At 62.9% G+C, this 20,016-nt stretch carries 21 protein-coding genes; 5 read left to right on the top strand and 16 right to left on the bottom strand.

The annotated features are described in order from the left end of the window. Nucleotides 1-134 precede the first annotated feature (134 nt). From F3K02_RS17120 to F3K02_RS17105, 4 genes are all read right to left on the bottom strand, one after another. Nucleotides 135-551, bottom strand: a complete 417-nt coding sequence (locus F3K02_RS17120) for a VOC family protein (RefSeq protein WP_177136849.1) — start codon at nt 549-551, stop codon at nt 135-137. Next, nucleotides 551-1,090 (bottom strand): helix-turn-helix domain-containing protein, encoded by a 540-nt coding sequence (locus F3K02_RS17115; protein WP_177136848.1) that lies wholly within the window; start codon nt 1,088-1,090, stop codon nt 551-553. Before F3K02_RS17115 ends, F3K02_RS17120 begins: the two co-directional genes overlap by 1 nt. 36 nt (nt 1,091-1,126) lie before the next feature. Further along, complete coding sequence (locus F3K02_RS17110; RefSeq protein WP_177136847.1) at nt 1,127-1,600, bottom strand: acyl-CoA thioesterase; 474 nt, start codon at nt 1,598-1,600, stop codon at nt 1,127-1,129. A gap of 79 nt (nt 1,601-1,679) precedes the next feature. Beyond that, a complete protein-coding gene (locus F3K02_RS17105; protein ID WP_177136846.1) occupies nt 1,680-2,330 on the bottom strand; it encodes a LysE family translocator in 651 nt (216 codons plus the stop codon). A 93-nt stretch (nt 2,331-2,423) separates the two neighbouring features. On the opposite strand from F3K02_RS17105, the gene F3K02_RS17100 reads away from it, so the two are divergent. Next, nucleotides 2,424-3,422 (top strand): helix-turn-helix transcriptional regulator, encoded by a 999-nt coding sequence (locus tag F3K02_RS17100; protein ID WP_177136845.1) that lies wholly within the window; start codon nt 2,424-2,426, stop codon nt 3,420-3,422. 98 nt (nt 3,423-3,520) lie between these two features. Here the strand turns inward: F3K02_RS17100 and F3K02_RS17095 are convergent, their stop codons facing one another. From F3K02_RS17095 to F3K02_RS17085, 3 genes are all read right to left on the bottom strand, one after another. Next, complete coding sequence (locus tag F3K02_RS17095) at nt 3,521-4,387, bottom strand: hypothetical protein (RefSeq protein ID WP_177136844.1); 867 nt, start codon at nt 4,385-4,387, stop codon at nt 3,521-3,523. Nucleotides 4,388-4,591: 204 nt separating this feature from the next. Further along, nucleotides 4,592-6,961 (bottom strand): zeta toxin family protein, encoded by a 2,370-nt coding sequence (locus tag F3K02_RS17090; protein ID WP_177136843.1) that lies wholly within the window; start codon nt 6,959-6,961, stop codon nt 4,592-4,594. A gap of 10 nt (nt 6,962-6,971) precedes the next feature. Further along, nucleotides 6,972-7,316: a hypothetical protein gene (locus tag F3K02_RS17085; protein ID WP_177136842.1), complete on the bottom strand. Its 345-nt coding sequence runs from the start codon at nt 7,314-7,316 to the stop codon at nt 6,972-6,974. An 807-nt stretch (nt 7,317-8,123) separates the two neighbouring features. Here F3K02_RS17085 and F3K02_RS17080 point away from each other — a divergent pair. Further along, nucleotides 8,124-9,773, top strand: coding sequence for a hypothetical protein (locus F3K02_RS17080; RefSeq protein WP_177136841.1), 1,650 nt, complete (start codon nt 8,124-8,126; stop codon nt 9,771-9,773). Nucleotides 9,774-9,976: 203 nt separating this feature from the next. Here F3K02_RS17080 and F3K02_RS17075 read toward each other — a convergent pair whose 3' ends face one another. The 5 genes from F3K02_RS17075 to F3K02_RS17055 form a co-directional block, all read right to left on the bottom strand. Continuing rightward, nucleotides 9,977-11,119 carry a phage major capsid protein gene (locus tag F3K02_RS17075; RefSeq protein WP_177136840.1) on the bottom strand — a complete coding sequence of 381 codons (1,143 nt, stop codon included), beginning with the start codon at nt 11,117-11,119 and terminating at the stop codon, nt 9,977-9,979. Between the two features lie 356 nt (nt 11,120-11,475). After that, complete coding sequence (locus tag F3K02_RS17070; protein ID WP_177136839.1) at nt 11,476-11,748, bottom strand: hypothetical protein; 273 nt, start codon at nt 11,746-11,748, stop codon at nt 11,476-11,478. A gap of 90 nt (nt 11,749-11,838) precedes the next feature. After that, a complete protein-coding gene (locus tag F3K02_RS17065; RefSeq protein ID WP_177136838.1) occupies nt 11,839-12,240 on the bottom strand; it encodes a hypothetical protein in 402 nt (133 codons plus the stop codon). Nucleotides 12,241-12,393: 153 nt separating this feature from the next. Continuing rightward, nucleotides 12,394-14,439 carry an AAA family ATPase gene (locus F3K02_RS27615; protein ID WP_177136837.1) on the bottom strand — a complete coding sequence of 682 codons (2,046 nt, stop codon included), beginning with the start codon at nt 14,437-14,439 and terminating at the stop codon, nt 12,394-12,396. Between the two features lie 44 nt (nt 14,440-14,483). After that, on the bottom strand, nt 14,484-14,729 hold the full coding sequence (locus tag F3K02_RS17055; protein ID WP_177136836.1) for a helix-turn-helix domain-containing protein: 246 nt from the start codon (nt 14,727-14,729) through the stop codon (nt 14,484-14,486). A gap of 285 nt (nt 14,730-15,014) precedes the next feature. Here F3K02_RS17055 and F3K02_RS17050 point away from each other — a divergent pair, with 285 nt between their 5' ends. Further along, a complete protein-coding gene (locus tag F3K02_RS17050; RefSeq protein ID WP_177136835.1) occupies nt 15,015-15,344 on the top strand; it encodes a hypothetical protein in 330 nt (109 codons plus the stop codon). Here F3K02_RS17050 and F3K02_RS17045 read toward each other — a convergent pair. The 4 genes from F3K02_RS17045 to F3K02_RS17030 all read right to left on the bottom strand — a co-directional run bounded on the left by F3K02_RS17045 (nt 15,337) and on the right by F3K02_RS17030 (nt 17,395). After that, complete coding sequence (locus tag F3K02_RS17045; protein WP_177136834.1) at nt 15,337-15,537, bottom strand: hypothetical protein; 201 nt, start codon at nt 15,535-15,537, stop codon at nt 15,337-15,339. The two genes, F3K02_RS17050 and F3K02_RS17045, sit on opposite strands and share 8 nt — an antisense overlap. 76 nt (nt 15,538-15,613) lie before the next feature. Further along, the gene (locus F3K02_RS17040) at nt 15,614-15,856 is read right to left on the bottom strand and encodes a MerR family transcriptional regulator (protein ID WP_177136833.1); all 243 of its coding nucleotides are present in this window, start codon (nt 15,854-15,856) and stop codon (nt 15,614-15,616) included. Between the two features lie 32 nt (nt 15,857-15,888). Then, nucleotides 15,889-16,356, bottom strand: coding sequence for a hypothetical protein (locus F3K02_RS17035; RefSeq protein WP_177136832.1), 468 nt, complete (start codon nt 16,354-16,356; stop codon nt 15,889-15,891). Then, the gene (locus tag F3K02_RS17030) at nt 16,331-17,395 is read right to left on the bottom strand and encodes a tyrosine-type recombinase/integrase (protein WP_177136831.1); all 1,065 of its coding nucleotides are present in this window, start codon (nt 17,393-17,395) and stop codon (nt 16,331-16,333) included. Before F3K02_RS17030 ends, F3K02_RS17035 begins: the two co-directional genes overlap by 26 nt. A gap of 94 nt (nt 17,396-17,489) precedes the next feature. Between F3K02_RS17030 and F3K02_RS17025 the strand changes: the two genes are divergently transcribed. Continuing rightward, complete coding sequence (locus tag F3K02_RS17025; protein WP_281362822.1) at nt 17,490-17,972, top strand: low molecular weight protein-tyrosine-phosphatase; 483 nt, start codon at nt 17,490-17,492, stop codon at nt 17,970-17,972. Nucleotides 17,973-18,031: 59 nt separating this feature from the next. Beyond that, on the top strand, nt 18,032-19,798 hold the full coding sequence (locus tag F3K02_RS17020; protein WP_177136830.1) for an ABC transporter ATP-binding protein: 1,767 nt from the start codon (nt 18,032-18,034) through the stop codon (nt 19,796-19,798). Nucleotides 19,799-20,016: the final 218 nt, after the last annotated feature.

Below are 20,016 nucleotides of genomic sequence, written 5' to 3'. Positions count from 1 at the left end.
GAGCAGCGGCGCGTAGGTCACCCAGGCTGGTGGCTCTCCCTGCCCCTGGGCCCGGACGACAAAGTTGGCAATGACCGTCGCCATGAAGGCCATGGACACCCAGCGGTGCGTCCGCCGAAACCAAGTGCTGCCGCTCATTTCGAACTCCCTGCGGCCTGGATCATCTTCCAGCCGTTGCCCGCGGGGTCGCGGAAGCCGGCGTCGATGCTGCCAAAGCGTTCCACCGGCTCCTGCGTGAATTCCACACCGAGGGACTGCAACTGCCCATAACTGGCCCGGCAGTCGGCCACGGTCAGGACCAGCGGCGGCATCGCGCCCTTGGCCACTATGGCGCGCAGCGTCTGCGCCGTCGCCTCGTCGTGCACGGGCGGTCCCGGGGTGAACAGGCCGAGCTGGAACGACGGCTGCTCCGGGTGCTGCACGGTCAGCCAACGGTAGGCGCCATTGCGCACGTCCGTGTGCACGCGGAAACCGAGCTTGCCGACGTAGAACGCCAGCGCTTCGTCCTGGTCGTTCACGTACAAACCCACCACATTGATACCTTGGCTCATCACATCTCCTTGGTTGAATCCTTGAGGGATGGCCGGTTTGTACCCTTCGCTGTGCGGCGCCGCTTCTCCAAAACTGCTGTGGTGAGGTCTGGCCGCTGCGCGGCCTTCAGCACGCAGGCGGGCACGCGGTCAAGTGGGCCCGTCGCCGCCCTGGCGTGCAGGCGCAGGGCACTCGGGTTCATGCCGGTGATGTCGCGGAATATCCGCCCGAAAGTGCCCAGGCTCTCCCAGCCGGTGGCGAAGGCGATCTCGGTGATGGGCAGTTCGGTGTCGCGCAGCAGCGTGGTCGCCTGCTCGATGCGCCGCGTCAGCAGGTAGCGGTGCGGGGGGATGCCGAAGGCCTGCATGAACGAGCGCGCGAAATGGGCTTCGGACACACCGCTCACCTCGGCCAGCCGCTTCACGGGCCAGGCTTCGTGCGACGCGGCATCCATGCGGTCCTTCGCCCGCAGCAGGCGCCGCAGCAGGGCCGGGTCCTGAAGCCCGCCCGCGTCCAGCGCAGCCGGGGACGTTGGGTCGCGGGCTTCGCGGGGCGCCATGACCGTCAAGGCGGCGGCGGTGGTGCCGCCGCCGCCCTAGCGCACCGCCCCAAACCGTTGCTCCATCTCGCGCCGCATGGTCTTGCGCAGCTCGGCCGCTGCGTGGCGGCGGCGCTCGTCGGGTGTGAAGGGGCGCAGCGGCGCCACGGTGGTGGGCTTGCCGTTGTCGTCGACCGCGACCATGGTGAAGAAGCAGCTGTTGACGTGGCGGTTTTCCTGGGTGCGGATGTTTTCCGCGATCACCTTGATGCCCACTTCCATGGACGAGCTCCCGGTGTGGTTGACCGAGGCGAGGAAGGTGACGAGCTCGCCCACGTGGATCGGCTGGCGGAACACCACCTGGTCCACGCTGAGCGTCACCACATAGGCGGCGGCGTATCGGCTGGCGCAGGCGTAGGCCACCTGGTCGAGCAGTTTGAGGATGGAGCCGCCGTGCACCTTGCCGGAGAAGTTGGCGGTGTCGGGGGTCATGAGCACGGTCATGCTCAACTGGTGGGCGGGGAGTTCCATGGCGGGGGTGTTCTGCAGTGGGCGGGGGCCGGATTGTCTCAAGAAGCAGCGATCGTGCCACGGGTCACCCCACCGTGAATCAGTGAAACCCGAAGGCCTGCGCCAGCGACCACGCCGCCCCCAGCAGCAAGACGGCACCCACCGACTGCCCGGCCAGCACCTGCGCCCGGCCGCTGCCGCGCAGCCAGGCCTTCACCCGCACGGCGCCCAGCGCCACCGCGCCGTACACGGCGGCCTGCGTGAACGCGATGAGGGTGCCCATGGCCACGGCCTGCACCGCCATGGAGCCGTGTTCGGGCCGCGCAAACTGCGGGTAGACCGCGATCATGAAGAGGTAGGCCTTGGGGTTGAGCAGGCAGGTGAGCAGCCCGCGCCGGAAGGTGGCGCCCCAGGGGCGCGAGGTCTCGGCGCGCACCTCGCCCAGCGCCGAGGCCCCGCGCACGAGCGACCAGCCGATCCAGCCCAGGTAGAGCGCACCCGCCATCAGCATCACACTGAGCAGTTGCGGCACCGTTTGCAGCGCCAGGCCCACGCCCAGCGCCGCCATGGCGGTGTGCGCCACACCGCCGGCCACGATGCCGGCCAGAGCGGCCACACCGCCCTTGAAGCCATCGACCAGGGTGCTGCCGAGCACGAAGGCCATGTCCATGCCGGGCAACACGATGATGCCGAGCACCAGGACGAAGAAGAGCCAGAGCTGTGAAGCGTGAGCGAGGGAAAACCATTCCATGGTGAAACGACCTGAAAGTTGAAGTCGCTGCATGCTGCGCCGCATACCATGTCACCTGATGTCATGTTTTAAGAACGCCTGGAAATTCCTGCGATGAAAGCGAGCCGCCTGCTGTCCATCCTGATGCTGCTGCAGGCCCACGGCCGAATGACGGCGCCCGCGCTGGCGCAGGCGCTGGAGGTGTCGCCGCGCACCATCCTGCGCGACATCGACCAGCTCTCGGCCGCGGGCGTACCGCTCTGGGGCGAGCCGGGCCGGTTCGGCGGCTTCCAGCTGCGCGAGGGCTGGAGCACCACGCTGACCGGCATGACCGAGCCCGAGTCGCAGGCGCTGTTGCTGGCCGGCCTGCCGGGCGCGGCGACGGACCTGGGCCTGGGCGCGGCGGCGGCATCGGCGCGGCTGAAGATGGTGGCGAGCCTGCCGGCCGAATGGCGCGAGCAGGCCGACCGCGTGGGCGCGCGCCTGCACATCGACCCGGTGGACTGGTACCGCTCGCAGGAGACGCCGATGCATCTGCGCGAGGTGGCCGAGGCGGTGTGGAACAGCCGGCGCATCGCGCTGCGCTACGAGAGCTGGCGCGGCCAGGCCGAGCGCGAGCTGGAGCCGCTGGGCCTGGTGCTGAAGGCGGGCACCTGGTACATGGCGGCGCGCACCCAGGGCCAGCCCGAGGTGCGCACCTACCGGCTGGCCGCGGTGCAGGCGCTGCGCACGCTGCCCACGCGCTTCAGACGCCCGGCGGGTTTTGACCTCGCGCACTATTGGCAGGCGTCGGCGGCGCGCTTCGAGGCGGAGCTGCAGCGGCTGCAGGCGCGGGTGCGGGTGTCGCCGCGGGCCATGGGCTGGCTGGTGAATGCGCGCACGCCGTTTGCCCGGGTAGACGACGACGCGGCGGCGCCCGGCGCGGGGCGCGAGGGCTGGGTGTGTGTGCTGCTGCCGATCGAGTCCATCGAGCACGGCGCGCGGCGCTTGCTGTCTTACGGGGCGGAGGTGGAGGTGCTGGCGCCGGCCGCGCTGCGCCAGCACCTGCAGGGCGAGCTGGCGGCGACGCGGGCGCTGTATGCGAGCGGTGGATCGGGCGCTGCGGCGGCTTGAGCGCCGTTCGGTGCCGGCGCTTCATACGGTTCTGCATTCAAGCGCGGAACTAGGCGGGAGGCGCAGACCGTGCTGCAGCACGGCAAGGCGAAACCGTATCAGGCGTCCGGCTGCACCGCCAGCGGAAAGTCGTAATCCGGGTCGAGCGCCCGCCCGGCCATGGCCGGCAGCATGAGGCTGATGAAGACATCGCCCAGCCAGAGCCTCAGCGCCGGGTCGGCCATGTCGCCCTCGGTGAGCAGGCGCAGTGCGCTGAAGGTTTCGATGCCGTGGCCCACTTCCAGGCCAAAGGGCACCGGTGGCGGCACCGCGCCGGTGGCTGGGACCGCGCCGGTCTCCAGCAGCCAGGCGCTCAGGAAGCGCTCGAAATAGCCGACCGTGCCACGGCGCCAGACCTCGGCGACGTAGAAGTTCCAGGCCCCGGGTTCCTCGGTCACGAAGCCCCAGTCGAATTCGTGGACGCGTTCGGGCTCCTGCTCGAACACCCCGACACCGCGCACGTCGGCACGGGTGGCGTATTCCGAGAACAGCGGCCCCGGCCCGCTGACGTCGCCCGCTACGAAGCGCGCCACCTCGTCGGCGTCGGCGGTGAAAAACGGCCCCGGCTCCGACCAAGCGGGCTTGGCCCGGTTCAACAGCCGCGCGGTCGCGTCCACGCTCTTGCGCGCGAGGATGCACCAGTCCATGAACTGCTTGCGCCCTTCGGGGGTCGAGATCTGCTCGACCACCTGGTCGAACGCGGCGTCATCCTGGTAAGGGCCGTCCTCGCGCATGCGCAGCACCAGGTCGAGCATGGAATTGCGGGTGATGTGTTCGATGGTGTAAGCCGTCTCGCCGCCCTCGAACTCGCTCATGGCCTGCTGGATCCAGGCCACGGTTTCCAGCTGCGTGAGCCCTTGCGGCGCCTGTGGCATGTCGTTGAAAAGTGCACGAAGCACGCGTACCGTATCCAGATCGCTCGCCATGTCGGCTCCGGGGGTGAGAAGAAACAAAGGGATTCTCGGCCGCTGACGTCGACCGATGAACCGCGCCCAGTGAACAGCATAGCCGCAAGGCCCGCCGACCGGAGCCGGGCCCGGAAACACGCCAGTTCCCGCCCGTGCGGCGGAAGGTCGAGCGCTTGCCCAAGTGCTTGCCGTGCTCGTGCGGTCAGCCGTTGGGCAACTCGCTTACCGGGTGCGCTCGGGCGCCTCGACCGTTGCAGCGGCCCGGCTAGTTTCACCGGTTGGCGCTGACTGCTTCTGCGCAACCGACTTTGCCTGCGCCAGGTGCTGCTCGCTGCTGTGCTGCTGGGCGGCGGAAGCGCTCATCTCGCTCATGGGCGCACGCTCCTGCACCACCGCCACGCGCTCGCCGTCCTTGCCCAGGTGAAAGGCCTTGACCGGACCGCGCTCGGCGTGTTGCTGCGCGTGGCACGTCGCAGCGGCGCAGACGCGTTCGATCTGCTCGGGGCTGTGGCCGCGCGCGCTCAGGGCCGGGCCGAGCTGATCGCGCGCGAGTTGCAGGTGGCGCTGCTGCTCGGGTGAGAGCGCTGCGCCTTCGCGGCTGCGGTCGAGCTTCTCTGGCTGGCGAAACGCGTCGCGGGCAGAGACGGCGGAGGTTGCCGCAGTGCCGGGCGCCGGGTTGCGCTGGGCCGCGCCCTGGGTGCGCAGCTCTGCGGGCAGCTCGGGCGGGGACATGCCGCGTTCCTTGTAGACCTCGCGGATGGCGCCCAGGTGGCCGGTGTCTTTCCAGAATTGATTGAGGCCGTCCTGCACGCGCACGGCCTGGCGCTGCTCGGCCAGGACCTTGGGCCAACCCTGGTCGAGATTGTTGTGCGAGTCCTTGTTGGCCGCCAGCGCCAGGACGTTGGTCCGGCCCTGGCTCACCTCGCCCACGTACTGGCGGTGTTTTTCGGTGAGTTGCTCGGCGCTCAGGGCGCGGTAGTTTTCCACCGGGTGGTGGGGCATGGCGCGCGGGTACTTCTCGTGCACAGCGTCGCTGAGCGCGGCGCGGGCGGCTTCGTCGGGGCGCTTGCCGGCGTCGATGTGTTTGACCAGGGCGTCGTTGATGTCGTCTTTATCGACCTTGGGGTATTTCGCCTGGTTGTGCTCCCAGGCCTTGTCGATGTCGGCGCGGCCGTCGAAGTAGCGGCCGTTGCGCTCGGCTTCGGTGGCGAACTTTTCGCTGGCCGTGTCCAGCCGGGTCTGCAGTTGAGCGCGTTTCGTGGGGTCGGTGGCGGTTTGCAGGTCTTGCTTCAGACCGTTGACCTCGCGCAGCAGGCGGCCTTCTTTGGAGATGTAGTCGTAGCCCAGCTGGCCGCCTTTGCCTCCCAGGTATTTGATGAACTGCTGCGCGCGCGAGTCTTCGTAGAGCTTCTCGGCGCCGTAGGCCGCCGCACCGCCGGTGGCGAGACCGCCGACCATGGGGCCGACCGGACCGGTGACGGGGCTGGTGAGCGTGCCGGCGGCGGCACCGGGGATCGCACCCAAGGTGGCGGCCGTGCCGGCGATCACCGCTTTCGCTCCCTGGTTGCCCGCCTCTTCGGCGCCCCGTACCCATTGCTCGCGGTTGGAGCGGGCGGTGTCGATGGCGGCCTCGATCTGCTGCTTGCCCTCGTAGGCGCCATACGCCGCGCCCAGGACACCGGCCGCCTTGACCGTGGGGCGGACAGCTCGGTGACCACCGACCTCGTTGTGCAACCGCTGCACGCCCGGTTCGACGTTCAGCGTGCGGCGTTCTTCGAGCAGGTGGCCGGCGGTGTCGGCGTTGACCCGTTCATTGGGCACACGCTCGGGCAGGCTGCGGTGCCATTGGCGCTGCGCGTCGGTCGACTGGTGCAGGTCGTTGAGCCGTTCCTGCGTCAACCGGCCGTTGCGGGCAGTCTCCAGCGCCTGACCTGGCGATGCTTTGGGTGAGGTGCGCGAGTCGAAATGCAGCCGGCCTTCGCGGTCGTAGACCTGGACCGGAACGCCGGTCTGTTTGGCGACGTCGTCGAGGGTGCCGGGGAGCTTCTGATACACCGACGAGCGAACCTCCTGGGGCACATAGCGCCCGTAACCTCGTCGATCCAGATCGTCGGTGAACCGTTTGTCAACGCCCAGCTCGCTCTCGATTCGGTGGGAAGCGACAGCGCGTATCTCTATGTCGTAACCTTTCGCTTGGAGGTCTTTGATGACATCGGCTCTGGGCATGGTGGTGTCCAGAACCAGGTTCTTGCGCTGGCCCACTGCGTCCTCTCGAAGCTCCTGGGCCCAGCGGCTGGCATCGCTGTGTGTTTCCCCAGACCATGTGTATGGCTTCTGGCCGCGCAGGTTGCGTGCGTCGGGATGAGCGCTGCGCAGATCGTCCGGATCGATAACGACCGCATTTCCGTCCATCTCTGAAAGTGCCGTGCGTGCCAGCCCGCCTTTGCCGGCACCCGGTTGTCCCGCCAGGATGACGGCTTTCGGGCGGGCGTGTCCGCCAGTGACCTGGGTGTACTTTGGGTCCTGAAGGATCCGATCTCTGAGGATCCGGTCGTGTTGGTTGGCCGGGATGGCTGGGTAGTCATGTGCCATGAGCGGCCTCTCAGTCCTGGCCCCAGGCGAAGAACTTCATCAGTTCTTCTCCGCCATCGCGTCGGTGCAGCTGCAGGAGGTGCAATTTCCTTCGCGCATGGGCAGTTCTGTCAGCATCCCCTGCCGCGTCGGCAGCGGCAACTTCGTCACTGGCGTGTTCGACGAAGCTGTCCATATCGCCCTCCAACCGCCAAAACGCACGCTCCAGCTGATCGGTTCGTTGCGCCCTGCTCATGCCTGGCCTGAGACCGACGGCGGTAAGTCCCTCTTCCAATCTCGCAATCAGATCCGGATAGTCCTTGAGTGCTTCCTGCAGCACTTTGGGAACGGGCGGGTGTTCGGTGAAGGTGTTCATGTCATGTCCCTGGAGCGTGAAACGGGTGTTGGCGGTGCCGAGCAGCACAGAATCTTGGCACAGCCATGCCGGGGTTTCGCCCGCACCCTGTCAGAACCGCAACAGACGTCAGTCCGTCTAACCCTCGGGCCGTGGGCAAAGCTTCCAGGCGCTCCCAACGGACAATGCCCAGTCAACCGCCGTTTCCAGGATCCAGACATGAACACCGAAACTCCCTCTTCGCCCGCACGATTCCGCGTGCTTTTTGTCTGCATGGGCAGCAAACCAAGACACTAGGTTTTACGTGGTCTGCAGGCGCTTTGGTTATCGGTACCGTTATCTATCTTTGACCGTTGGTAGATGACGGCGTCAGTGGGCAGCACTCCATGTGCAACCTGTCCAACGGCGAAGCCCGCACGGTAGTGCACCCATGCGCATGACTGCACTGCCACCCGATGCGCACACGGGTTTCATCGCGCTCCAGGTATAGCCGTGTGATGTTGACCCTTTCGCCAGTTGCGGGGCATTGGCAAGGGGTCCGATGTGAGTGGCGCATAGGGTGCTCCGTGTGTTGGTGTGCTCCACATACTGCCCCGCTTGCGCGATTTGCCACTGCGGTTCAATTTCGCCTGTTCTGTTTGCCGGTATAACTGCGGCAGACTCAGACATGAGCCGTGGCGGGGTAAAGACTCTGATACGGCGTTTCCCCCGCCACGGCAGGACAGGCCCAATGCGCCCATACGGCTCCCGCGAGCAGTGACCAACTTCAAATTGGTGTTGCTCTGGTTCTCTATGGATATTTGAACATGCTACCAACTTGGATTTCGCATGAGTGTTGCTGATTTCAATGCTTCGTTAACGGACTTCCTTTCTTCCAAAGAACCCGAGGTCCTCGCGATAAAGGGCCGCTGGGGAACTGGAAAAACGTACTCTTGGGATGCAGTGATTTCAAGCTATCGCGACAAGAAAGACGCGAACCTTAAATACGCATATGCGTCTCTGTTTGGAGCGGATTCGCTTTGGGAGGTAAAACTCACTCTGCTGGCCCGACTACATGCATCACGGAGAGACGGTGGCTGGCTTCAAAAAATAGCAAGCAACAAGAAAGCAATCAATTCCACAGTACACCTGATTGGTCTTTTATCCAGTGGCGAAACGCTCGCGAAGGCCGCTTCTGAATGGTCACCAAATCTTCTTGAAACCGCTACGGTATGCCTTGATGACTTCGAAAGAATGGACGAGAAATCCATATCACATGAAAAGCTTTTGGGTTTCATCTCTGAATTAAAGCTGGAACACAAGTGTAAAGTCGTTTTGATTTACAACAGCGACGCGGTTCAAGGCACTTCAAAATTCCATGAATACCGTGAAAAAGTTGTTGACCGGGAAATTGAGTACTCCCCCAGCTACGAGGATGTAGTGCGCATTGCTGGAGATTTATCGGGCGACATCCAGAATGTCGCAATTGAATGCGCAAAGAATCTTGAACTCGATAATGTTCGAGTAGTTAGACGAGCACTCAAGGTTGCTGCGCAGTTTCGTGAGCGGTGCACGCAGCCTCTGGGTTTCGAGCTTGAGAAGAAGTTGGTGTCATCTGCGATACTTTTTTCTTGGATTGAGTTTGGAGATGGGAAGACTCTTATCCCGACTGAAGTTCAAAATAACTTAGGGGAAAACCTGTCCCATATCTGGGCCGGGTACCACCTTGACAACAAACCCCTAGAACCATGGCAAAAGAAGTTGGAACGATTCAGTTTTACAAGCCTTGATGAACTCGATGCATTGGTTTGGTCATGTATCAAAACTGGATTTATCGAATCAGATCGAATCCTACGAGAGATTGATAAACTTGAGCAAATCGACGCAAAGGATCGAGCAATTTCGAAATATCGTGCTGCATGGGGACTTTTTCATGACTCTCTTGAAAACAATGAAGAGCAATTTGTGAAAGAACTGATTGAAGGTTTTAGATCGGCTGCACCGTACGAGTCTCCATCCAGCTTAAGTTCTGTAGTTTCAATTCTTAAAGCTTTAGACAAGAATCACTTAGCCACAGAGATGATTGGCGTATACGTAGGATGCAGAGATGCTCGCGATGACACCTTTGACCTAAGCACCTACCCGTTTCGATCCGATATAACCGACAAAGACATACTGGATGCATTTTCGGCAGCGATGAATTCTGGGATTGAAACAAAGGATGGTGACATTGACATGTTGGCAGCTATTTTGAAAAGCGGGAATCGCCTTACAAATTTGCACCAAAATTTGCTATCCCAGTATTCTGTTAAGCAGATTGTCCACATCCTAAAAACCCACCACGGACAAGAGCTCGATTTAATTATCGGCGGAATGCAAAAATATCGAAACCACAGACACGCCCCGAAAATTGGTGAGCTTGTAATGGATGCATTGAGATGCATTAGCGCGGAAGGTAAATACCAAGAGTTGCGCACTAAAAATCACTTGAAGGACTGAGCATTCGCATCAAAGCCCCGTGCTGTCGGGGGGAACAGCACGGGGCCTCTTTGCCCACCGTTTGCGCCACCCCGGCGTGGTCCCGGGGTCGAGGCATCGCGTTGGTTGCGCGATGCTGGCTGCACCGTTTCTGCTGAGCCCGGACGGCGCTACACCGGGATGGAAGCTGGCGGGACTACGAACGCCACCCCCAGCAGTTTTTCTTAGAACGTGCCCTTGCGGAAAGCCTTCGGGCGGTACACCGTCAGGGCCAGACGCTCTTCAGCCAAGATGGTCGCCATCCCCTTTACGAAGTTCGATCCGTCCTCGTAGCTGATTTGCACGCTGGACTCTTGCCTATCCCACAGCTGACAACCGCTTGCGAATGAGCCCACGCAGAACGTGTCTTGGGCGATGGCCGTGCTCACCGCGACGGGCACCCCCCAGATGTTCGGCGTGGTTGCGCTGCCCGGGCTGCCCAGCAGGTACTGACCGTTGTCGTCCTTGGTCAACTGCATGGCAGTCCAGTCCTGCGGATGCAGCAGCACACCGTCTGCCAGCATCTCGTCCTCGGCCAGCGCAGCGAACACACGCAGGATGGTGTCCAGGCGGGTGTCGCCCGAAACGTAGCTCGGCGCTGCAACGTGCTGACCCGCTGCCAGGATGCCCTTGAGGTTTGCACCAGTGCCGTCGCCGCTGAGAATCTGCAAGTCCTCTTTGACCTTGAGGCCTTGGACCAAGCGGCTATTGAGATACCCCGCCATTTGCTGCGAGTCGGCCAGCACATTTTTTGACACCGGCAACCAGTGCGCGAGAGTCCGCACGGGTGCTTCCTCCAGCGTGAAGGTGATGCCGGACTCAGGCATGGTCACGTTCTCCGTTGCGGGGCTGGCGTACTGCGGGCCTGCGTTGTTGGTGAACACGTTTTCGCGCGTGAACTCAACGAGGTTGGAACTGGTGCGGCCAACGGGCAGCAGGTCACGCACTCGCTGCGCGCGCAACGGATTACTCACATAGCCCGGAATGCGCATGGCCGGCGACAGCACTTGCCCGTCCGTGACGATGGCCGCCTTGCTGGCCGACAGCATGCCCGCAGGCAACGAAATTTTGCAACTCTTGCCGTTGCCGTCCAACATGGCTTTGAAGTTGCTGGAGGACAGCACAAAGTCGGACAGGGTTTCGCCCTTGCTGGTGCCGAGCGGTGCACCGTCGCCGCCCATACGGCGCTGCTCAATCGCAACCAGCCGGTCGGTGAGTTCGCTCATCTTCTCGCTGGTGCGCTCGGTGTAGCCCTTGAACTCGGTGTTCAGGCCCTTGAGCACGGTTTCCATCAATTCGCGCACGTCGCGTTGTTCTGCTGGATTCATGGTGAATTCCTCTTTGAAGGTGAAAAACAGATTTGGGTTTTTCGCCGACCACCCCCCGATCTGGACTAACTCCATCGAAGGCACTGAAACGACTAGGCCAGCCCCACACCACTCAACCTCACGAAGGCGGCCCCGGGGCAGGGCATGTGCTGAAAGGTAAGGACCGGTGCGGCCCCGGGCCGATACCGACCTTTTGGGGCTGGCCGTTGGCTCGGCTTTTGGGCCGGGAGGCTAGGGTGGTGGCCGAGACCCCCAAAAAACCGAGCCAGCGACCGATTTGCCCGACTGGCGGGCACGTACAGGCAACAAAAAGCCCCCGATTTGGGGGCTGGCGCAAACGGTCGAGTACTTTTTGGTCAGTGGGCCGTGGGCGCAGGCGGCATGCGGGCCGTCAGCAGCGGGTGGCGCTGGCCGTTGGGGTCTGCCACGTAGAGCGTGACGGTCGGGCCGGTGGCGGCCAGCAGCACATCCGCGCCCGGGGTGCCACCAGCGGCCAGCAGTGCATCGAACCGTGCAATCTGTTCTGGCGTAAGTTCCTCCAGCCAGCGGGCCAGCGTGATGCCGGATGCTTTGAAGAGGGAGTGCAGGGCTTCTGCCGTGTTGGAAGGTTGGGAATGTTCGGTGTTCATGGTGTCTTCAGCTTTAGGTTTTTTAAATCAGATTTGTGCAAACGATAGGTTGAGAGCGGTTACGTGTTTTCTTCCTTCTGTACTTTTTCATCACCCCCCACCCGTTTGAAGACCGGCACGCCAGCGCCTCATAGCTTCAGGACCGTAGCGTTCATGCTTGGCGGTGCGCGCGTGCTTGCCTACCATGCGGCCTTGCTGCTCGATGTGTTGCAGCAGATCAAGCAGATCAGGTGCAGGGTCTGGGAGCTGCCAGAACGCAACGTAGCCCGGAGCCGCTGGTGGCACACCGATGAGCGCGGCTGCACCGTGAATGCAGTTGTGTCCATAGCCTTTGCCGTACATCTGCTCCAGTGCGTCCCGTCGTGGCAGTGCACCGCGATGCAGCAACAGGTAGAGGTCCACCGTGGCGCGGTACAGCTTCCACTGGGTTGGACGCTTGGCGGCATTCCTGTTGCCGTTGCGGTCTGGGTTGATGTGCCGTGTGGTGTGCATGGTGGTGAGTCCTTCTCTTGATTGATGTTTGGGCCTGCCCGGTGGGGTTAGCGGTTAGCACCCCTCTAGGGAGTGCTAACCATTGCTAACCACCTGCACGGGCTGAGTTGGCGGTGGGTTGGCAGTTAGTACGGAGTTGGTGCTAACCGTTTGCTAACCTGCTAACCCCCGGTCCCGGTGGGACACCGCCTTGGTTTCTTCGTCGTACAGAAAGTCCACATCAGAACGGGCACACAAGGGCGGCAACCGTGTCCTTGCCGTGTAGCGGTAGCCCTTGGATTGGCTGGTGCTCGCCTTTATGCCTTTCTCTTGTTCTTTGGCTTCTACAAATGCCAACTCCACGGCAGGTAGGCTCATCTCGTCGCCGGTAAGGTGCATTTCTTCCAAGACGGCCAAAAGCAACTTGTCGTCAGCACTTAGCTTTCGTTCGTGTGCAGCCTGTGCGAACTCGCTGTACGCCACAACGGCAGACGTGACCTCTTCGCCGTCTTCGTCTTGCCCGATTGGCACCGACACCAGTTCAAAGCTCCAACGCAACGACTCGTCACCGTCGCGTTGTTTGGGCACCTTGATGGTTCGTGTGTCGCCTGCGCCTTTGCTCACCTCAAGGATGGTGTCCATGTCCGCCGGAATGCCGCTCCAGCCCCGACCACCGCGCTCAGTGTCTTTCCCGAGGTGGTGTATCGGTATTTGCGTGGCACCCGTGGCCCTGTGTATGGCGGCAAGGTGCTTCAGGGGCACGCTCATTTCGCTGGAGTTTTCATTCACGCCTGCGGTGGACCGTGCCAGTGTGTCGATGAACATCACGTCCAGCCCTGCGCCGTTGGTGGCCTCAAGCACGGCCTCGCAGATGCGCACGCAGTCCTTTTCGTCTGCGAGGCTGGGCGCATCCGCAATGAACACGATGTCCAGTTGTTCAGGCTTCAGCTTGAAGTGCTTCAGCATGGCCTGCACACGGCGGCGAATGCTGGCAACGCCCTCGGCGGCGATGTACCCCACTCGCAAGCGGCCCGTCACCGCCATGCCGTTCCACGGTTGCCCAGTAACCATGCACCGGGCCATGTCCAGCGCGAGAAACGACTTACCCGCCCCGCTCTGGCCTTGGATCATGCAGATTTCGCCACGGGCCAGCACCCCCTTGATGAGCCACGGCAGTGGGTCATGGTCAAGGAACTGGTGCACCGACTGCACCGCAAAGCGCGGCACGTCCACACGGCGCCCGGGACGTTTGTCGGGAAAGTCTGTCAGCCGTTCGTAGCCCACAAAGCGATCCCCAAGGCGTTCACGTAGCCACGCCTTCAGCACGGCAAGCGTCAGGTGTGGTTTACCGTCGTGGTCTGCCTCGTTGTCCAGGCACTTCACGGCCTGCCTGCCCGAGTCCAGTGCATCGGTGCGGCTGCCTTCCTCCCAGTACACCGTCTGGCTCTCGTTCACCGTGCCGTGGTCATCAGCAAAGGGGCAGCGGAAAAAGTGCTTCCCGGGTTGCTGTTTGTCCTCGTGCAGGTAAAGCCCCGCCTGCATCAGGCCATCAACAATGGGGTCTACGTGCTGGCGCTTTGCCGTCTTGCGTTGTGCGGTGGACGCCACCCACGGTGCGCCCGGCTGTGCGCCGCTGCTCCAGTACTCGCCGTCTTTGTATTTGGCGGGCAGAAACATGGGCTGGCTCAGTTTCCAAGACGCGCCATCAACGAAGTGCGCGGGGATGCCCACGGCCTCGGCAACGGCCAGCGTTATTTCGCGCAGGTCAACATCCTGCAGCGGCTTGGACAACGGCAGCACCACCCGATAGCGCGGGGCTTGCCGTGTGTGGTTCAGGCTGCTGTAAACCCAGTGCTCGTAACCCAGCATGGACAGCATGTCGTCCACGTCCTGCGGCTTTGGGGGCTGTCCCTTTGCGCGGCGTGTTGCGCGCTCGGTGGCCGTCTCGTTTGCCTTGGGCTTTGGGGCCTCAATGTCCAGCGTGACCATGCGACGTTCGATCACTGCGCTGTCGGTGCGCACACCAGCGGGCAGCAGCGCTCCAACGAAGTACGGCAGCCCGTGCTTCAGGCGTTTCTGCTTTTCGTCTTGGAGTGCAGCGAAGTCCGCACGGGTGGGCAGCACGACCGGTTCGCAGTCAGCAAGCTGGCGCAACGTGCCCGCCTCAACAGGGCGCAGGTTGCCGGGCTTGTTCACGTCCTTGCCGGTGCTGTACGACACGGGGGGTTCCCGCTTTGGGACGCTCCGCAATTTGGCCATATTGGTCATTTGCGGCCTTTCTGCACGGTGGGCTTGAAGGTGTTCCTGGCGATCACCTCCATGACCGCAGCCTTTGGATAGAAGAAGCGGCCCCCCAGCATGGTCACGGGCACGCCCTCGCGCCGCATCATTTCCCGGGCCGTGGTGTTGGTGCTGCCACCCAGCATCGCCCCCACTTGGGCAGCCGTGAGGAACGAGTCATCGGTGGTGGGTTGGGCGCGCTGGGCGAGCGCCGTTTTGCGTTGAGCCATGGTGTGAAGTCCTTTTTCGGTTGAGGGCCACCACTGCGGCAGCCGGTGCAATTCAGTGTGGGTCCAAAAGCGGGCTTGGTCTGGCGCAATCTGGTCCATACCGACGGTAACTCTGCATCTAGTGCTATTGAAAGAAGAGCTAACTCCCTGTTGCGCAAGGGTTTTCCTCGGGTTGCAGGTCGCAAAAAATCCCCCGGGCACCATGGGCACGCGGGGGGTGTTTGTGTGGGTGGGTCAGCTGCTGGCTATGATGAAAACAGCCCCATTGCTGTCACCACCAACAACATGAAATACCTGCTCGCATCTGCGCTCGTGCTCACCTCCGGGGTGGCGCATTCCTTCTGCATGGAACCCACGGCACCGCGTGTGTCCGTGTTTGCCGTTGAGCCCTCGGCGCCGTTCTGCCTTTCCGGTTTCAAGTACAGCGGGAAGCACTCGTGCTCGCGCTACGACCTGGACCGGTACAAAAGCGAGGTCGAGGACTTCATACGGCAGATGACCGAATACGGCACAGAGGCCCAAGCTGCCGCACGGAAGTACGCGACTGAAGCGCAGGACTACGCCGTGTGTCGGGCGAATAGCGCCGTTGAGGAATACAACTCGGCTTTCAAGTAGGGGCTCGTTTGCTGGCGGGCAGGGCATACACACGGCCCAGGAATTCCCAGCCGTACTTCCGTGCTGTGCGAGCGGTACACACCAAATAGGCGCCGTCGGACATGACGGCAACGCCCGCCCGGACCCCGCCCGTTTCGAGGGCAGCTTGGAACGCGTCGGCCGGGTCTGCGTAGGTGGTGAAGGTGGTTTGCATGGTGGACTCCAGTGATGGGTTGAACATGACTGAAGTCTCAGGACGGCCTCGGGCTGCTCGCAAGAACAAGTTCGGCTCATACGCGCGAAACCTTCTTACGGTTGTTCTTGCGGGGCACCCACGGGTGGGCGTTGCGCCTTTCCTCAAGCCAGTCCAGCGCGTCAGTGCGAAGGATGTATCGACGCCGACCGAGCATGAAGAACGGCGGTGCGGGTTGCTCCCGAGCGATCAGTTCAACGGTTGAGTCAGGCAGCCCCAGCACCACACAAAGCTCTTCAAAGCTCCATGCGGGTTTGGCTAGGGTGGTGGCGAGGTCCATGGCTGGCAGTGTTGCCGCCCCGACCTGCAGATTTACCGCTTACCGGGGTGTGACGTTTTTATCTTTGCCCAACTGGTTCCCGCATCGTGGAGCACACGGTCCAGGGTGCTCACAGACACCTTGATTTCCATAACTGCACACAAGCGTGCAGCAACCTTTTCCTTCGTGGCGCTTCCGTACGTCAGTCCGTACATGGTCTTCTGGATGTCTTCAATCGTGGGCTTCTTCTTCAAGGTTCGGCGTGCTGCCTGCGTGTCCGACAACTTGCGACGTACCTTTGATGACTCGGCTGCCATCCACCCCTCCCAAGCGGCATGGGCCGTCGCTGGGTTGCTCTCCAGCGCGTCCACAAGGTCGGCCGTAGGGCCGTGCAAGTGCCCGTCCTCGGGTAGGGTCGCCAAGTGCTCCCGCAGCGCCACCACGGCACGCGCTACGGCAACGGGGTTGTCCAGCGCGAAGTCAGCCCACGCGAGGTCAAGTAGGTGTGCGATCTTTACCATTGATGCGCTTCAGTTCATGTGCCCACGCTTTGGCAGCGGCGCGACGTTCTGCCTCGTAGTCGTGTCGGTTGTATGTTGCCATCACACCTTGCATCTGGTGGTTCAGGCACTTCTCCACTACGTGCGGCGCAACGCCGAGACCAGCAAGCCGAGTCGCGAAAGTGCGGCGCAGATCGTGCGGGGTGAATCCCGGGCCGTTGCGCTTGAGCCATGACTGCACAGCCGTTGGGCTACGGCCATCGAACAGTTTCCCGTCGAAGTCGCCAAACTGCTTCTTGAGCATTGGCACCACGGCCACCCAATGCGGCCGCGAAGACTTGTTTTCTTCGACGAGCCACGTATCGCCGTCCAGGTGGTCCGTGGTGGCGGCCTGTGCCTCGCTGATGCGCAACCCCGCTATGAGCAGCGCACGCAGCAACGGGCCGTAGTGGTGGTCCAGACGCAGCACCCAGCGCAGTTCGTCATCAGTGAGCACGCGCGCACGGGTCTTTTCGGTGCCGCCTGCTGCCCGTGTGGTGGTGCGGGCAAGTGGGTTCGCCGTGAGGTAGCCCACCTCCACCGCAAAGTCCAACGCCAGCTTCCAAGACGACAGACAACGGTTTGCAGCCACGGGGTATTTCTTTGCATATGTCTGCAGGCGCTGCACCAGTTGGGCCGTGGTTATCTGCGACAGCTTCTGGTGACCGAGCCACGTCTTGCCCTTGGTGACGTACACCCGTGCGTTCTTGGTCTGCTTGTAATTCGGCTCGATGCGGTGTTGGTACCACTCGTCCAGCAACTGCCCAAACGTGACCGACTCGGGAAGTACCGTGGTGCCCAGTGCTGCAGCCTTTGCCCGTGCCTGCGCCATGCCTACAGACGGCCACACGCCCAAGTTCTGCGTCTTCCACCCTTCCCCGCCTTTCCGTGTGCGGTACAGCCACGTTTTGCGGCCCGTGGGATAGCATCGAAGATAGAGCCCTATCGTTGCTGGATCGGAGATCAGCACGGGTTTTGTCGGGGCGGGAAGTCTGCGGATTGTTGTTTCAGTTAGTGCCATTGCGTTATCAGTGCCGTTATCACTTGCGCCGCATTATCTGGTTTTTAACATCCCATTGCTAGGGTTAAACCGTTGATTTATCTAGGAATTTATCTTGTATAAGGTGCTTTTTGTCTGCATGGGCAACATCTGCCGCAGCCCGACGGCGCACGGCGTTTTCGAAGCCCGGGTGCGCGAAGCCGGGCTGGGTGACCGGGTGCAGGTCGACTCCGCGGGTACACACAGCTACCACGTCGGCGCCCCACCCGACGCACGCAGCCAGGCCCACGCGGCGCGGCGCGGCTACGACCTCTCGACCCAGCGCGCGCGCCTGCTCACCGCGGGCGACTTCGAGGACTTCGACCTGATCCTGGCGATGGACTGGGACAACCTCGCGCTGGCCGAAGAGCGCTGCCCGCCGCAGCACGCGCACAAGCTGCGGCGTTTTGCCGAGTTCTTTCAACACCACAACAGCCCGGTGGTGCCCGACCCCTACCAGGGCGGCGCCCGCGGGTTTGAAGAGGTGCTGGACCTGGTGGAAGACGGCTGCGAAGGGCTGATGCAGCACGTGCGCCGGTCGCTGGCCGGCGCGAACTGAGCGGTCGCCCGGCGGGGCGTTCGGGGGTACGCTCCATGGGCCTGCCCATTGGGGAACCCATGCACATGCTCTGGAAATACCTTCGTCCCCAGCGCAAGCTCGTCGCGCTGGCCTTGCTGCTGGCCGCCGTGAGCCAGATCCTGGCGCTCGTCGACCCCATCATCTTCGGCTGGCTGATCGATGGTTACGCCACACAGCGCCACGTCAAGAGCGACGAAGAGCTGGTGCGCGGTGCGCTGCTCCTACTGGGCCTGGCGGTGGTCGTGGCCCTGGTGTCGCGGGCCACCAAAGCGGTGCAGGAATACATGACGCGGCTGGTGGTGCAGCGCTTTGGCACGCAGATCTTCAACGACGGCCTGCGCCAGACCATGCGCCTGGAAATCCAGGAGTTCGAAGAACGGCGCAGCGGCGAAACCCTGTCGCTGTTGATGCGCGTGCGCGCCGACACCGAGCGCTTTCTCAACGCCTTCATCAATGTGCTGTTCGCCTCCGCCATCGGCATGGGTTTTCTGGTCTGGTACGCCGTCACCAAAAGCTGGGCGCTGGTGCCGGTGTTCCTGATCGGCCTGCTGGTGCTGGGTGGCCTGAGTGGTTTGCTCAGCCGGCAGATCCGCGGCCAGCAGCGTTCGATCAACCGCGAAACCACGCGCAACGCCGGCTTCATCACGGAGTCGTTGCGCAACGTGGCGCTGATCAAGAGCCTGGGGCTGACCTTTCGCGAAATCCGCCGCCTGGAAGCCAAGACCGAAGCCGTCTTTGCGCTCGAAATGGCCAAGGTGCGGCACATCCGGTGGCTGACGTTCTGGCAGGGCTCCACGCTCAGCCTGCTCAAGCTGTCGGTGCTGTTCACGCTGCTGTGGCTCATTTTTCGCGATGTGCTGAGCACGGGCGAGCTGATCGCGATGCAGTTCATTGCGGTGGCGATCCTGGCGCCCCTGCAGGAGCTGGGCACCGTGATTCTGGCGTGGCGCGAAGCCAGCTCGTCGATGAGCCAATTCGCCGAACTGATGGCCCGGCCGGTGGATCGCCGTCCGCCGCACGCGCTGCCGATCGGTCCGATCGAATCGCTGCGTTTTGACAACGTGGTGTTTCGCCACCGCGGCGCGCTGGGCAATGCGATCGACGGCGTGTCCTTCCAGGCGGTGCGCGGCGACACCATTGCCTTTGTCGGCCCCTCGGGTTCGGGCAAGTCCACGCTGGTCAAGCTGCTGCTGGGCCTGTACCGGCCCGCCGAGGGCGAGGTCTATTACAACGAGGTGGGCAGCCGCAACCTGCGCTACAACGAGGCGCGCCGCCAAGTCGGCTATGTGACGCAGGAGACCAGCCTGTTTGCCGGCACCGTGCGCGAGAACCTGTTGTTTGTCCGCCCGGATGCGAGCGATGAGCAGATCCTGCAGGCGCTGGCGCAAGCCTCCTGCACCAGCCTGCTGGGGCGCCTGGCCCAGGGACTGGACACCCTGATTGGCGAGTCGGGCGCCAAACTGTCCGGGGGCGAGCGCCAGCGGCTGTCGATTGCCCGGGCGCTGCTGCGCGAGCCGCGCCTCCTGATTTTTGACGAAGCGACGTCGGCACTGGACTCGATCACCGAGCAGAAAATCACCGAAACCATGCGCGAGGTCTCCAGCGCGCGCACCCAGATCACGCTGCTGATCGCCCACCGCCTGTCCACCGTGCTGCACGCCGACACGATCTACGTGCTGGAAAAAGGGCGCATCACCGAGAGCGGCAGCCACGCCGATCTGGTGGAACAAAAGGGCCTGTACTACGCCATGTGGCGTCAGCAGATCGGGGAGCGGGACCAGGCGGTCCCGGTGGAGTCCGATTGAGTCGCGGGGTCACCGGCGCCCGCCAAAGAAAAAGGCCTCGAAACCGGAGTTCCGAGGCCTTTTATGCTGTTCTCAGCGCAGGGCTGAGACGGCTGGACTGCAGGGCTTAGTAGCCGCCGCGGCCGCGACTGATGATGAGTTCGCGATGCCCATGTAACAAAGGTCGGCCCACGCCGGGTTGGTGGGTCAGCACAAACAGGCCGTCGAGCAAAAAGGCC

It is taken from the genome of Hydrogenophaga aromaticivorans, from assembly GCF_013387465.1.
GTDB classification, from domain to species: Bacteria; Pseudomonadota; Gammaproteobacteria; order Burkholderiales; family Burkholderiaceae_C; genus Hydrogenophaga; species Hydrogenophaga aromaticivorans.
This window is presented reverse-complemented; position numbering and strand designations above follow the sequence as displayed.

Bases quoted from the DNA above. Each gene is read 5' to 3' on its own strand.
- F3K02_RS17120 (WP_177136849.1), bottom strand. From the start codon at position 551: ATGAGCCAAGGTATCAATGTGGTGGGTTTGTACGTGAACGACCAGGAC.
- F3K02_RS17115 (WP_177136848.1), bottom strand. From the start codon at position 1,090: ATGGCGCCCCGCGAAGCCCGCGACCCAACGTCCCCGGCTGCGCTGGAC.
- F3K02_RS17110 (WP_177136847.1), bottom strand. From the start codon at position 1,600: ATGGAACTCCCCGCCCACCAGTTGAGCATGACCGTGCTCATGACCCCC.
- F3K02_RS17105 (WP_177136846.1), bottom strand. From the start codon at position 2,330: ATGGAATGGTTTTCCCTCGCTCACGCTTCACAGCTCTGGCTCTTCTTC.
- F3K02_RS17100 (WP_177136845.1), top strand. From the start codon at position 2,424: ATGAAAGCGAGCCGCCTGCTGTCCATCCTGATGCTGCTGCAGGCCCAC.
- F3K02_RS17095 (WP_177136844.1), bottom strand. From the start codon at position 4,387: ATGGCGAGCGATCTGGATACGGTACGCGTGCTTCGTGCACTTTTCAAC.
- F3K02_RS17090 (WP_177136843.1), bottom strand. From the start codon at position 6,961: ATGGCACATGACTACCCAGCCATCCCGGCCAACCAACACGACCGGATC.
- F3K02_RS17085 (WP_177136842.1), bottom strand. From the start codon at position 7,316: ATGAACACCTTCACCGAACACCCGCCCGTTCCCAAAGTGCTGCAGGAA.
- F3K02_RS17080 (WP_177136841.1), top strand. From the start codon at position 8,124: ATGAGTGTTGCTGATTTCAATGCTTCGTTAACGGACTTCCTTTCTTCC.
- F3K02_RS17075 (WP_177136840.1), bottom strand. From the start codon at position 11,119: ATGAATCCAGCAGAACAACGCGACGTGCGCGAATTGATGGAAACCGTG.
- F3K02_RS17070 (WP_177136839.1), bottom strand. From the start codon at position 11,748: ATGAACACCGAACATTCCCAACCTTCCAACACGGCAGAAGCCCTGCAC.
- F3K02_RS17065 (WP_177136838.1), bottom strand. From the start codon at position 12,240: ATGCACACCACACGGCACATCAACCCAGACCGCAACGGCAACAGGAAT.
- F3K02_RS17055 (WP_177136836.1), bottom strand. From the start codon at position 14,729: ATGGCTCAACGCAAAACGGCGCTCGCCCAGCGCGCCCAACCCACCACC.
- F3K02_RS17050 (WP_177136835.1), top strand. From the start codon at position 15,015: ATGAAATACCTGCTCGCATCTGCGCTCGTGCTCACCTCCGGGGTGGCG.
- F3K02_RS17045 (WP_177136834.1), bottom strand. From the start codon at position 15,537: ATGCAAACCACCTTCACCACCTACGCAGACCCGGCCGACGCGTTCCAA.
- F3K02_RS17040 (WP_177136833.1), bottom strand. From the start codon at position 15,856: ATGGACCTCGCCACCACCCTAGCCAAACCCGCATGGAGCTTTGAAGAG.
- F3K02_RS17035 (WP_177136832.1), bottom strand. From the start codon at position 16,356: ATGGTAAAGATCGCACACCTACTTGACCTCGCGTGGGCTGACTTCGCG.
- F3K02_RS17030 (WP_177136831.1), bottom strand. From the start codon at position 17,395: ATGGCACTAACTGAAACAACAATCCGCAGACTTCCCGCCCCGACAAAA.
- F3K02_RS17020 (WP_177136830.1), top strand. From the start codon at position 18,032: ATGCACATGCTCTGGAAATACCTTCGTCCCCAGCGCAAGCTCGTCGCG.